This window comes from Cupriavidus sp. 30B13 (assembly GCF_049059565.2).
Taxonomy (GTDB): domain Bacteria; phylum Pseudomonadota; class Gammaproteobacteria; order Burkholderiales; family Burkholderiaceae; genus Cupriavidus.
In genome coordinates this window covers 3,471,231-3,484,063 of the sequence record NZ_CP188223.1, presented here as the reverse complement: position 1 = coordinate 3,484,063, position 12,833 = coordinate 3,471,231, and the positions used below count along the sequence as shown (strand labels likewise).

The following is a 12,833-nucleotide window of genomic DNA, read 5'->3' as shown; positions in this document are numbered from 1 at the left end:
CGCTCCCATGCATGCTCAGATTGCGGGCGACGCCCGCGAGGCCGGACTGCGCGAGGCCACGCGCGAATTCGTCGAGCGCCACGCCATCCCGCGCGAGGACCCGGCGCTGGCGCACGACGTCGCGGCGCTCGACGCCGTCACGCGCGAACTTCGCGACCTGGCGCGCCGGGCCGGCATCTACGCGCCGCAGCTGCCGCGCGAGCTGGGCGGTCTCGGCCTGGACTGGCGCCAGCGCGCCGGCGTACTGGAGGAGGCCGGGCGCAGCTTCCTCGGCGCGCCCGCGCTCAACTGCGCGCCGCCGGACCAGCCCAACATGATCAACCTGCTGCAGCAGGGCACGCCGGCGCAGCAGGCGCGCTACCTGATGCCGCTGGTGCGCGGCGAGATCCGCTCGTGCTTTGCCATGACCGAGCCGGCGCCGGGCGCGGGCTCCGATCCGTCCATGCTGCGCACGGTGGCCGAGCGTGCCGGCGGCGGCTGGGTGCTGAACGGGCACAAGTGGTTCATCAGCGGCGCCGTCGGCGCGGCGTTTGCCATCGTGCTGGCGCAGACCGCGCACGGTCCCACCCTGTTCGTGGTCGATACCGCGCAGCCGGGCTACCGGCTGGTGCGCAATATCGGCAGCATGGACGGCTACCAGGTCGGCGGCCACGGCGAGATCGTGCTGGAGCAGTGCGCGGTCGGCGCCGATGCGGTGCTCGGCGAGATCGGCCAGGGCTTTGCCTATGCGCAGGCGCGGCTGGAGCCGGCCCGGCTGTCGCACTGCATGCGCTTCATCGGGCGCGCTTCGCGCGCGATGGAGATCGCGCAGCACCATGCCGCGCAGCGCGAGTCGTTCGGCCAGCGCCTGAGCGAGCTGCAGCAGGTGCAGGCCATGGTGGCGGACGCGCATATCGACCTGCACGCGTGCCGGCTGATGGTGCGCGATTGCGCGCAGCGCCTCGACGCCGGCCTGCCGGTCAAGCACGAGTCGGCCATGGTCAAGGTGTTCGTCTCGGAGGCGGTCTGGCGCGTGGCCGACCGCGCCGTGCAGATCATGGGCGCGCTGGGCGTATCCGACGATACGCCGGTGTCGATGATCCAGCGCGAGCTGCGCCCGTTCCGCATCTACGACGGCGCCTCGGAGCTGCACCGCGCCACGCTGGCGCGCCGCATCTTCAGCCAGCAGTTGCGTCCCTGAAACACCGCAGCCGCATGGCCGCGATGTCCGCATGTCCGCGGGCATATGGCCATGCCCCGGAGATTCCAAGCCATGTCCACCTTCCTTGCCTACCGCCTGCACGCGGACGGCGGCGGCGCGCCCGGCGCGCGCTTCGTCGAGCTGCGCGTGGACGACCTGTCGCCCGGCGACGTGCTGATCCGCGTCGCCTATTCCAGCCTCAACTACAAGGACGCCCTCGCCGCCGCCGGGCGCAACGCCATCGTGCGGACCTACCCCCGCATCGGCGGCATCGACCTGGCCGGCCATGTGGCGGCCTCGCGCGATGCGCGCTTGCGCGAGGGCGACGCCGTGGTGGTGCACGGCTTCGGCATCGGCGTGGACCACGACGGCGGCCATGCGCAATATGCCCGCGTGCCCGGCGGCTGGGTCATGCCGCTGCCGGCGGGGCTGTCGCTGCTGGAGGCCAGCGCGCTGGGCGCGGCAGGCTATACGGCGGGGCTGTGCCTGCACTGGATGGAGCACAACGGCCTCGCCCCGGATGCCGGCAAGGTGGTGGTCAGCGGCGCCACCGGCGGCGTGGGCAGCATCGCCGTCGACATGCTGGCGTCGCGCGGCTACGCCGTGGCCGCGCTGACCGGCAAGCCGGACGCGCATGCGTACCTGCGCGGCCTGGGCGCGTCGGACATCCTTGCCGACGATGTCGCGCTGGCGCCGGGCAAGCCGCTCGAGCGCGGCGCATGGGCCGGCGCCGTGGACGCCGTGGGCGGCGCGGTGCTGGCCTGGATGCTGCGGACGATGCAGCCGGACGGCGTGGCGACCAGTTTCGGCAATGCCGGCGGCGCGGCCTTCGACGGCAACGTGCTGCCCTTCATCCTGCGCGGCGTGCGCCTGATCGGCATCAACGCCAACAGCCCGATGGCGCTGCGCGAGCACGTGTGGGCCAAGATCGCCGGCCCTTACCGGCCGCGCCGGCTGGAGGCCATCGCCAGCGTCATCGCGTTCGACGCGCTGCCCGGGGCGATGGCGCGCATGCTGGCGCGCACCTCGCGCGGGCGCTACGTGGTCCGCATGCCGGACTGAGCCGGCTTTTTTTTATTTCCCAAGTCCGTTATTTCCCAAGTCCGCCGGGCCTGCGGCCCGCTCGGGCAGACCTGAGCCATCCATCATGCAAGACACCGCTGCACAGACTTCCCGCGGCGCCGGCCCGCTGGCCGGCATCCGCATCCTCGACATGGCGACCGTGGTGGCCGCGCCGTTCGCGAGCACGCTGTGCGCCGACATGGGCGCCGACGTGGTCAAGCTCGAGCTGCCCGACGGCTCGGACCCGCTGCGTGGCCTGGCGCCGGTCAAGGGCGACCTGCCGCTCTACTGGAAGGTCACCAACCGCGGCAAGCGCGGCATCACGCTGGATGTGCGCAAGCCCGAGGGGCGGGCGCTGTTCCTGCGGCTGCTGCCGGAGTTCGACGTGCTGGTGGAGAATTTCCGCACCGGCACGCTGGACCGCTGGGGCCTCGATCTCGCCACGCTCCATGCCGCCAATCCGCGATTGACGGTGTTGCGCCTGACCGGCTTCGGCCAGACCGGTCCCTATGCCGGCCGCGCCGGCTTCGCCCGCGTGTTCGAGGCCATGAGCGGCTTCACCAACCTGGCGGGCGAGCCCGGCCGCGCGCCGCTGCACATGAACTACCCGATGGGCGACATGATCGCCGGCCTGTTCGGCGGCTTCGCCATTGCCGCGGCGGTGGCCGAGCGGCGGCGCGACGCCGCCGGCGCGGCGATGCCGGGCCGCGAGATCGACCTGTCCGCCACCGAGGCGCTGTTCCGCCTGCTGGAGCCGCTCGCCGTGGAACACGAGCAGCTCGGCCAGGTGCGCCAGCGCGCGGGCAACCGCGCGACCTACACCGCGCCGTCCAACATGTACGCGACCGCGGACGGGCACTGGGTCTCCCTGGTGGCATCGTCCGACCCGATCTTCCGCCGCCTGTGCGCGGCGCTCGGGCGGCCCGAGATGGCGCTGGACGCGCGCTATGGCAGCAATCCGTCGCGCGTGCGGCATATCGATACGCTCGATGCCGAGATCGCCGCATGGTTTGCCGCGCGTGCGTACGCGGATGCGGCCGCCGCGCTGGCGGCGCACGAGATCCCGTTCAGCAAGATCTTCACCATCGCCGACATCCTGGACGACCCGCATTTCCAGGCGCGCGGCGCCGTCGTGCGCCTGCCCGACCCGGATCTCGGCAGCGTGCCCGCGCCTTGCGTGGTGCCGCGCTTTTCCGGCCACGACGCGCCCGCGCCGCGCAGCGGCCCCGCGGTGGGCGAGCACAACGCGGACATCTATGGCGCGCTCGGGCTGGCGCCGCAGGCGTTGGAGCGCTTGCGGAGCCAGGGCGTGATCTGATGCGGCAATGCCGCCACCCTGCCCGCTACCGCCGATACCGTGGATGTTGCCGATACCGCCGCATTCGGCCACGCCATTGTCTTTTCCCGCCACCCGTTTCGGCGGACTAAGCCTTCTGGCTGGGCGCCGCGCCGGGCCGCCGGGCCGTGCGCGCGGGCCCTTGCCCAGGCGGCGGCGTCCTTGCGTGAAGGTGCGCCGGCCCACATTTCCTTCCTCCATCCGGGCGGCTTTGCCACCGGTCCTGGTTCAATACATTTAAGGCGGCGCAACTTGTCTTGTGGTGCGAAGCCGTCTACCTTGACCTGACAGCGCCGCGCCGGCGAAGATCGGGCGCGCGACAGGCGCGGCCCATTCCAGCCAGCGCGATTTCGACAGGGAAGCGGTCGTTCCGGCGTATCCGGGCCGGCGCCCAGTGACGGGAGGGGGAATGCTGCATTCATTTTTCTTCGAGTCCGCCGCGCGGCGGCCCGGCGACCACGCTTTGTGGGTCGATGGCCGCTACTACACCTACGGCGAAGTCCGCGCGCGCGCGCACGGCATCAGCCTGGCGCTGGCGCCGTTCGCCGGCGGCCCCAACCGCAACTGCATCCTGTTCGCGCACCGCAGCGCCTGCGCCTACGCCGGACTGCTCGGCGCGCTGGCCGCCGGCATGGCCTACGTGCCGATCCACGCCCGGTTCCCGGCCGCGCGCAATGCCGCCATCATCGCGCGTTCGGGCGCGCGCGTGATGCTGGTCGACCATGTCTGCGCGCCGCAGCTCGCGGCGCTGCTGCCGCTGCTGCCGCCCGACCTGCGCATCGTCATGCTCGACGCGCAGGCGTGGGATGCCGCCGCCGGCAACGCGCCGCCGGTGCCGCCGCCGTCCGCGCCCTTCGTGCACGATCCGCCGGCAGCGTGGCCCGCCACCGTCGCCGCCGACGACCTTGCCTACCTGATCTTCACCTCGGGCACCAGCGGCCCGCCCAAGGGCGTCATGATCCCGCACGGCAGCGCGGTGGCCTACGTCGAGGCGCAGATGCGGCGCTACCCCTGCGAGCCCGGCGCGCGCTTCAGCCAGTTCGCGGATCTCACCTTCGATTTCTCGGTGCACGACGTGCACGTGTGCTGGGCCAACGGCGCGTGCCTGTACGTGCCGACGCTGCAGGACCCGCTCTACCTGGCCGGCTTCATCCGCGAGCACGGCATCACCCACTGGGCCAGCGTGCCCTCCGTGCTGGCCCTGCTGCAGCAGTTCCGCAAGCTGGCGCCGGGCGCGTTCCCCAGCGTGAGGATGACCCTGATGGGCGGCGAGGCCCTGCCCAAGACCCTGGCCGAAGCCTGGTCGCGGGCCGCGCCGAACACCCGCATCGTCAACGGCTACGGACCCACCGAAACCACGGTCATCGTGCTGACCTTCGAGCTCACGCCGGCCTTTCTCGCCGATGCGTCGCGCCCGGTGGTGCCGCTGGGGCAGCCCTACCCGGGCATCGAGACCGTGGTGGTCGACCAGCACCTGGTGCCGGTGGCCGCCGGCGCGCAGGGCGAGCTGCTGATCGGCGGCGCGCAGCTCGCGCGCGGCTACCTGTCGGCCAACCCGCTCGACGGCGAGCGCTTCTTCGCGCGCGCCTATCCGGGGCGTGCCTGCCGCCGCTGGTACCGCAGCGGCGACGCCGTGAGCGAGTCGCCCGATGGCCTGCTTTACCACGGGCGCATCGACACGCAGGTCAAGATCCGCGGCAACCGCATCGAGCTGCAGGAGATCGAGCAGGTCGTGCAGGCCGCCAGCGGCAGCGCGCAGTGCGCGGTGCTGGCATGGCCGCTGGACGAGGCCGGCAAGCCGATCGGCCTGGTGGCGTTCGTGCTGGGGCCTGCGGGCGAGTCGCCGGGCGTGAGGGGCGCGCGCCTGGCGCGCATCCGCCACGCCTGCAAGCACAGCCTGCCGGTCTACGCGCGGCCCGACCGCGTGGTCTGCCTCGATGGATTTCCCATCAACGTGAACGGCAAGATCGACCGCGCCCAGTTGCTGGCGCGCTGCGAGCACCTCGACGCCGCCGGCGCGGGGACGGCGCGCCAGCGCAGCGGCGCGGCCGCGGTCTGAGATCCGCGCCGGTCCGGCCGCGCGGCCCGGGCCGCCGGCGCGCACGGAGTTCGCCCATGACGCCTTTGCACTTCGACGGATGTTTCGGCTGGTACCACGCGGCGGCGGGTCCGCGCGCGGTGGTGCTGTGCAACGCGGTCGGCCACGAAGCGCTGTGGACCCATGCCGGCCTGGCGCGCCTGGCGGAGCGGCTCGCGGCGCAAGGCGTGCCGGTGCTGCGGTTCGACTATCCCGGCACGGGGGATTCGCGGGATGCGGCGGATTCGGGGGAGGGCAGCGATGGCGCGGCGCCCGCTTCCTGCGTCGACGCATGCGTGGCGTCCATCGGCCAGGCCGGCAACCTGCTGCGGCGCTTGTCCGGCGCGCGCGAGATCGTGCTGCTCGGCGTGCGCGGCGGCGCCGCGCTGGCCGCGCTGGCGGCCGCGCGCCGCGCCGGCGGGCTTGACGTGGCCGGGCTGGCGCTGCTCGCGCCGGCCGCGAGCGGCCGCATGCTGATGCGCGAGATGCGCATGATCGCCCAGACCTGGCGCTCGCTGGCCGGGCGCGCGGTGACGGAGGACGAGGCTTCGGCGCCCGCGCCGGAAGGCGCCGACATCCTGGGCATCCATTTCACGGCGGCCGACATCGCGGCGTTCGCCCGCATCGACCTGCTTGCCGCCGCGCGCGCCCCGGCGCCGCGCATCTTCATCGCCGGCGCGGGGCCCGGCGAAGCGCTGCCCCGCCGCTACGCGGCGCTGGGCGCGCAGGTCAGCACCGTGCCGTTTCCCGAGGTGCTGGGCTGGCTGCAGGACCCGCTGCACGGCACGCCGCCCGAGGCAACCTTCGCCGCGGTCGCCGGCTGGCTCGCCGCCATGGCGCCGGCCGGGGACCCTGCGGCGGACATGGCGGCGGACGTGGCGGGCGACTCGGCCGGCGCAGCGGTGCCGGCGGTGGCGCCGTGCCTGCGCGCCGCCGCCTGGGTGGAAACGCCGGCGCGTTTCGGCCAGGGCCTGTTCGGCATGTTGTGCGAGCCGCGCGCGCAGCGGCCGGGCCGGCCTGCCGTGCTGATCAACAACGCGGGCGGCACCCATCACGTGGGCGCCGGCCGCGGCGGCGTCATGCTGGCGCGGCGGCTGGCCGAGCACGGCGTGGCCTCGTTCCGCATCGACGTGCGCGGCATCGGCGACGCCAGCGTGGGCGCGCAGGCCATCAAGGAGGCGGTGCCGGCCGACCCGGAGGGCTATCGCGACGCGGTCGCCGCGTGCGACTGGCTGCAAGCCCGCGGCCACGGCGAAGTGGTGGTGTTCGGCGTGAGCTACGGCGCCAACGTCAGCCTGCATGCGGCCGCGGCGCACCCGGGCGTGGTGGGCGCCGTGCTGGTCAACCTGCAGCGGCTGATGCGCCGCGAAACCTTCACCCGTCCGCGCTGGCTGATCCATGGCCGCAGCGCGCCCACGGCGGAGGAGGGGATGCCCGGCACCGATGCGGCATCGGTGCTGCCGAAGCCGCCGCCGGCCGAGCAGCGGGAAATCGAGGCGCTGCTGCGCACGCTCGATGCGCGCGGCACCGTGCTGCGGCTGCTGTTCGGGCCGGAGGATCCGGGTCCGTACGAACTGGCGCGCTTCTTCGGGCCGCGGCTCGAAGGCCTGGCCGGCTTCGGCATGCTGCAGATCGAAACCGTCGAGGGCCTCGACCACGGCATGCTGAATCCGCCGGGGCGCGCGCGGGTGATCGACTATTGCGTCGGCCTGCTGGCCGGCGCGCTGCATCCCGGCGCCGACCTGCCGGTCCGGCTGCGGCGCGCGGCCGCGCCATGGCGCAACCCGCCGGGTTGCCGGGGGCGCTGCGGCTGAGGCCGCGTTGAGGCTGCCATGAGGCCGGCCACCGGGGGCCACCCTGAGGCCGCCAGGATCCGGGGAGTGGGCTGCCGCGCCCCGGGCGGCTAGAATGGCTGACTTTTCGCGGGCCGGGCGCAGGGCGCCTCGCCCGCCCGCCGGCGGCGCCGATTGCCGTGTGCGCGCCCGGCCAGCCACATCCAAGCATGAACCCCAATTCCCTGACCGAACTCCATGTATCGCATCCTGCCTTTGGCCGCATGCTCGACGACCTGATCCGCGACGCCGGCGGGCCCGGCTTCATCTGGCAACTGGTGGTCCTGGCCGCCAGCCTGGCGGTGGCGTGGCCGCTGGCGCGGCTGGTGGTCAAGCGGCTGGAAGCCCGCTACGACGGCTCCAGCTTTGCCTTGCGCTTTGCCGCCGCCAGCCTCGAGCGCGCCATGTTCCCGCTGTTCGGCTGGCTGCTGGTGACGGTGGCGCGCTTCGGGCTGGAGCAGTTGATGTCGGTCAGCGTGCTGCGGCTGGCGCTGGTGCCGCTGTTCGGCATCACATTCCTCTATTTCGCTTTCTATATCCTGCGGCGCGTGATGTCGGGCAGCGGCCAGCTGCACGGCATGCTGCTGCTGGTGGAGAAGGTGCTGACCACGCTGGTGTGGGCGGCCATGGCGCTCTATGTGCTGGGCCTGCTGTGGGACGTGGTCGGCTGGATGGAGTCGGTGCGCTTCTCGGTCGGCGGCAAGCAGAAGATCAGCCTGGCCGACACGCTGGTGGCCATGGTGTGGATCCTGCTCACCGTGCTGGTGGCGATGTGGTTCGGTTCGTGGCTGGAAGAGCGCCTGATGCGCTCGACCGCGCTGGACAGCAACCTGAAAGTGGTCCTGACAAGGCTTTCAAAGGCCTTGCTGCTGCTGGTGTCGTTGCTGCTGAGCCTGTCGCTGGTCGGCATCGACCTGACCGTGCTGTCGGTCTTCGGCGGCGCGCTGGGTGTCGGCCTGGGCCTGGGCTTGCAAAAGATCGCCAGCAACTACATCTCGGGTTTCATCATCCTGCTGGACCGCTCGGTCAAACTGGGCGACCAGATCACGGTGGACAAGTACACCGGCATCGTCTCGCAGATCCGCACGCGCTACACCGTGGTGCGCAACGGCGACGGCGAAACCCTGGTGCCGAACGAGCAACTGGTGGCCCAGGCGGTGCAGAACCATTCGTTTTCCAATACCAATGTGCGCGTGGCGACACGTGTGCAGGCCGACTACGCGTCCGACCCCGAAACGGTGCTCGCCCTGCTCGTGGCAGCGGCGCAGGGCGTGCCCCGCTTGCTGGCGGAGCCCGCACCGGCGGCGTTTCTGGTGGCGTTCGCCGACAATGGCATCGAATATGAGCTCGCCGGCTACATCGCCGATCCGCAGAACGGCAAGCTGGGGGTGCAATCCGCGCTGAACCGGGCCATATGGCGCAAGTTCCGCGAACATGGCGTTTCGATCCCGTATCCGCAGCGCGAGGTGAGGATGCTGGGGCAGGCGGCAGCGCAGGCGGGCGGGCAGGGCGCGGAAGCGGCGGATCGGACGCTTCTGGCGGATTCCGCCCCGCGCGAAGGCGGCGCGGCCTAGCCCTGGGCGGGACGTTTGGGGCACCTTGCGGAACGTTCTGCGTTGCTTACCGTCAAATCCGGGGAAAAACGGATGTCCGCTCGATGGCGATCCGGTAGAATTACATTAGTTGCGGGTTCCGAGTTTCGACCTCCCGCCCCCACATCAGACAGCCGCCAGATTGCAGCGGCTCGTGCCCAGTCCCGCCGGCAGGCAGCAATTGCCCAAGGCGCCAGACGCGCATGCCCGGGGGGCTCCGGCGAATGCCGGGGTTTCCGGCAGGCGCCATATGACGCAATCACTGAATTTGCAGTCCTTTTTTCTGCACCTGTTTGCGGTCCGCCCTGTCGTGCCGCAATAGCACCTGTTTAATCGACGGAGAACAGTTTGTTCGACACTATTCTTGACTGGGCCTCGAACGGCCTTGCCAACTGGTCCTGGTGGGAGATCGTGATCTACACCCTCGTGGTGACGCACATCACCATCGCGGGTGTCACCATCTATCTGCACCGCTGCATGGCGCACCGGTCGCTGGATCTGCATCCGGTTGCCGCGCATTTCTTCCGCTTCTGGCTGTGGCTGACCACGGGCATGGTCACCAAGGAGTGGACCGCCATCCACCGCAAGCACCACGCCAAGTGCGAGACCGAGGAAGATCCGCACAGCCCGCAGACCCGGGGCATCCGCAAGGTGCTGCTCGAGGGGGCCGAGCTGTACCGCGCCGAGTCCAAGAACCGCGAGACCATCACCAAGTTCGGCCACGGCACGCCCGACGACTGGGTCGAGCGCAACGTGTATTCGCGCTTCGGCTGGCAGGGCGTGGGCCTGATGCTGATCGTCGACGTCGCGCTGTTCGGCGTGATCGGCCTGACCGTGTGGGCCGTGCAGATGCTGTGGATCCCGATCCACGCCGCCGGCATCATCAATGGCCTGGGCCACTGGTGGGGCTACCGCAACTACGATTGCGAGGACGCTTCGACCAACGTGTCGCCGTGGGGCCTGATCATCGGCGGCGAAGAGCTGCACAACAACCACCACACCTACCCGACCTCGGCCAAGTTCTCGATCAAGTGGTACGAGTTCGACGTGGGCTGGGGCTATATCCGCGCCATGCAGGCGGTCGGCCTGGCCAAGGTCAAGAAGACCCCGCCCAAGGCGCGCCTGGTGGAGGCCCGTCCGGTGGACCACAACACGCTGGAAGCCATCATCGCCAACCGCTATGACGTGATGGCGCGCTATGCCAAGGCCGTCAAGAGCGCGTACAAGCAGGAACTGGAAAAGCTCAAGGAAGCCAGCGTGGCCGAGTACAGCAGCTTCAAGCCGGCGCGCAAGTGGTTCCACCGCGAAGAGGCCAAGCTGGCCGACCCGCAGCGCCAGCAGCTGGCGAACATCGTGGAGCAGAACAAGTCGCTGCATACCTTCGTGGAAATGCGCCGCGAGCTGGCCGCGATCTGGGGCCGCTCCAACCTGACGCGCGAACAGCTGCTGCAGCAGCTGCAGGCCTGGTGCCACCGCGCCGAGGCCAGCGGCATCCAGGCCCTCCACGATTTCTCGCTGCGCCTGCGCCGCTACGCATAAGGCCGCCAAGGCCCAACGCCAGTGGCGGGCCGCAGCCTGATCCGGCGCGGCCTGCTACAATGCACTGCGCCCGAAAGCCCCGCCCCTGGCGGGGCTTTTGTTTTCGCTAAACTCCCCCATGTCAGGGCCAGCGGCGAGACACGCGGCGGCCAAGAGGAGTAACGGAGATGACCCCACAAACGATCAAGACCGTCGAGTTCGAGAAACCGAACCTCTCGGCGGCGTCCCCGGAGGGCGCGAGCTGCGTCGCCCATGCCTGGGCCAAAGTGCCGCCGGTGCTGTCCGTCCCGGAGCGCGCCGCGCTCAAGGCGCGCATCAGGGAACTGCTGAAGGCGCGCAACGCCGTGCTGGTGGCCCACTACTACGTGGATGCCGACCTGCAGGACCTGGCCGAGGAAACCGGCGGCTGCGTGTCCGACTCGCTCGAGATGGCGCGCTTCGGCCGCGACCACCCGGCCAAGACGCTGGTGGTCGCCGGCGTGCGCTTCATGGGCGAGACCGCCAAGATCCTGAGCCCCGAGAAAACCGTGCTGATGCCGGACCTGGACGCGACCTGTTCGCTCGACCTGGGTTGCCCGGCCGACGAATTCGCCGCGTTCTGCGACGCGCACCCCGACCGCACCGTGGTGGTCTACGCCAATACCAGCGCCGCCGTGAAGGCGCGCGCCGACTGGATGGTGACCTCCAGCATCGGCCTGAAGATTGTCGAGCACCTGCACGCGCGCGGCGAGAAGATCCTGTGGGCGCCCGACCGGCACCTGGGCAGCTACATCCAGAAGCAGACCGGTGCCGACATGCTGCTGTGGCAGGGCTCCTGCCTGGTGCACGACGAGTTCAAGGGCATCGAGCTGGACCTGCTGCGCCGCGAATTCCCCAAGGCCAAGATCCTGGTCCATCCGGAATCGCCGGCCCACGTGGTGGAACAGGCCGACGTGGTCGGCTCCACTTCGCAACTGATCGCGGCCGCGGTGGAGCTGGATGCCTCCGAGTTCATCGTCGCCACCGACAACGGCATCCTGCACAAGATGCGCATGGCGGCGCCGGGCAAGCATTTCATCGAGGCGCCCACCGCCGGCAACAGCGCCACGTGCAAGAGCTGCGCGCACTGCCCGTGGATGGCCATGAACGCGCTGACCAACCTGGCCGAAGTGCTGGAGCGCGGCCACAACGAAATCCATGTCGATGCCGGCATCAGCCGCCAGGCCGTGACCTGCATCGACCGCATGCTCGACTTCGCCGCGCAGCAGAAAGCCAATGTGCGCCCGCGCGGGGATCTCGCCGCCGAGCAGGCACTGTTCAAGGGAATCGGTCCGGCATGAGCGACGGGAGCAAGGTAGCCAGCATGAGCATCAACCCCATTTTCGACAGTTTCGGCGCCGCGCTTGCCGAGGCGCTGCAAGCCAACGTGCGCGCGGCCATTGCCGAGGACGTCGGCAGCGGCGACCTTACCGGCCTGCTGGTGCCGGCGGGCAAGCGCGCGCAGGCGCGCGTGATCGTGCGCGAACAGGCCGTGCTGTGCGGCCAGCCCTGGTTCGAGGCGTGCATGCGCGCCGTCGATCCGGCGCTGGAAGTGCGCTGGCTGCAGGCCGAAGGCGCGCGCATGGCGCCCGATTCCGCGGTATGCGAAATCGCCGGCCCGGCGCGCGCGCTGCTGACCGCCGAACGCCCATCGCTGAATTTCCTGCAGCTGCTGTCCGGCGTGGCGACGGCCACGCGGCGCTACGCCGACATCATCGCGGGCACCCGCGCGCGCGTGCTGGATACGCGCAAGACTTTGCCGGGGCTGCGCCTGGCGCAGAAGTACGCGGTGCGCGTCGGTGGCGGCGAGAACCAGCGCCTCGCGCTCTACGACGGCATCCTGATCAAGGAAAACCACATCGCGGCGGCCGGCAGCATCACCGCAGCGATGCAGGCCGCGCACGCGCTGGAGGCCGGCGTGCCGGTGCAGGTGGAGGTGGAAAACCTGCCCGAGCTGGAAGAAGCCCTGGCCGCCGGCGCGAAATCGATCCTGATCGACAACTTCACCGTGCCGATGATGCACGACGCCGTGCGCATCAACGACGGCCGCGCCTTGCTGGAAGTGTCCGGCGGGGTCAATGCCGACACCATCCGCGTGTTCGCCGAAACCGGCGTGGACCGGATCTCGGTGGGCGCGCTGACGAAGGACGTGCGCGCCACGGACTACTCGCTGAGGATCCTGGCCTAGCGCGGCACA

9 protein-coding genes are annotated in these 12,833 nt (G+C 70.8%); all 9 read left to right on the top strand.

Annotated elements, in window-relative coordinates; genetic code table 11:
• Positions 1–7: 7 nt before the first annotated feature.
• The 9 genes from ACKI2N_RS15965 (at position 8) to nadC (ending at position 12,824) form a co-directional block, all read left to right on the top strand.
• Positions 8–1,180: an acyl-CoA dehydrogenase family protein gene (locus tag ACKI2N_RS15965; protein WP_420993577.1), complete on the top strand. Its 1,173-nt coding sequence runs from the start codon at positions 8–10 to the stop codon at positions 1,178–1,180.
• A gap of 72 nt (positions 1,181–1,252) precedes the next feature.
• Positions 1,253–2,242, top strand: coding sequence for an acryloyl-CoA reductase (locus ACKI2N_RS15960; protein WP_420993578.1), 990 nt, complete (start codon positions 1,253–1,255; stop codon positions 2,240–2,242).
• Between the two features lie 85 nt (positions 2,243–2,327).
• Positions 2,328–3,560: a CaiB/BaiF CoA transferase family protein gene (locus ACKI2N_RS15955; protein ID WP_420993579.1), complete on the top strand. Its 1,233-nt coding sequence runs from the start codon at positions 2,328–2,330 to the stop codon at positions 3,558–3,560.
• 427 nt (positions 3,561–3,987) lie between these two features.
• Positions 3,988–5,637 (top strand): amino acid adenylation domain-containing protein, encoded by a 1,650-nt coding sequence (locus tag ACKI2N_RS15950; protein WP_420993580.1) that lies wholly within the window; start codon positions 3,988–3,990, stop codon positions 5,635–5,637.
• A 56-nt stretch (positions 5,638–5,693) separates the two neighbouring features.
• Complete coding sequence (locus ACKI2N_RS15945) at positions 5,694–7,469, top strand: serine aminopeptidase domain-containing protein (RefSeq protein WP_420993581.1); 1,776 nt, start codon at positions 5,694–5,696, stop codon at positions 7,467–7,469.
• Positions 7,470–7,657: 188 nt separating this feature from the next.
• Positions 7,658–9,061 carry a mechanosensitive ion channel family protein gene (locus ACKI2N_RS15940; protein ID WP_420993582.1) on the top strand — a complete coding sequence of 468 codons (1,404 nt, stop codon included), beginning with the start codon at positions 7,658–7,660 and terminating at the stop codon, positions 9,059–9,061.
• Positions 9,062–9,427: 366 nt separating this feature from the next.
• Positions 9,428–10,618, top strand: coding sequence for a DesA family fatty acid desaturase (locus ACKI2N_RS15935; RefSeq protein ID WP_420993583.1), 1,191 nt, complete (start codon positions 9,428–9,430; stop codon positions 10,616–10,618).
• A gap of 167 nt (positions 10,619–10,785) precedes the next feature.
• The gene (gene nadA, locus ACKI2N_RS15930) at positions 10,786–11,937 is read left to right on the top strand and encodes a quinolinate synthase NadA (RefSeq protein WP_420993584.1); all 1,152 of its coding nucleotides are present in this window, start codon (positions 10,786–10,788) and stop codon (positions 11,935–11,937) included.
• A gap of 23 nt (positions 11,938–11,960) precedes the next feature.
• Positions 11,961–12,824 (top strand): carboxylating nicotinate-nucleotide diphosphorylase, encoded by an 864-nt coding sequence (gene nadC, locus ACKI2N_RS15925; protein WP_420993722.1) that lies wholly within the window; start codon positions 11,961–11,963, stop codon positions 12,822–12,824.
• Positions 12,825–12,833: the final 9 nt, after the last annotated feature.

Coding starts and splice junctions, on each gene's coding strand:
- ACKI2N_RS15945 (WP_420993581.1), top strand. CDS start 5,694: ATGACGCCTTTGCACTTCGACGGATGTTTCGGCTGGTACCACGCGGCG.
- ACKI2N_RS15950 (WP_420993580.1), top strand. CDS start 3,988: ATGCTGCATTCATTTTTCTTCGAGTCCGCCGCGCGGCGGCCCGGCGAC.
- ACKI2N_RS15940 (WP_420993582.1), top strand. CDS start 7,658: ATGAACCCCAATTCCCTGACCGAACTCCATGTATCGCATCCTGCCTTT.
- ACKI2N_RS15960 (WP_420993578.1), top strand. CDS start 1,253: ATGTCCACCTTCCTTGCCTACCGCCTGCACGCGGACGGCGGCGGCGCG.
- ACKI2N_RS15955 (WP_420993579.1), top strand. CDS start 2,328: ATGCAAGACACCGCTGCACAGACTTCCCGCGGCGCCGGCCCGCTGGCC.
- nadC (WP_420993722.1), top strand. CDS start 11,961: ATGAGCATCAACCCCATTTTCGACAGTTTCGGCGCCGCGCTTGCCGAG.
- nadA (WP_420993584.1), top strand. CDS start 10,786: ATGACCCCACAAACGATCAAGACCGTCGAGTTCGAGAAACCGAACCTC.
- ACKI2N_RS15965 (WP_420993577.1), top strand. CDS start 8: ATGCATGCTCAGATTGCGGGCGACGCCCGCGAGGCCGGACTGCGCGAG.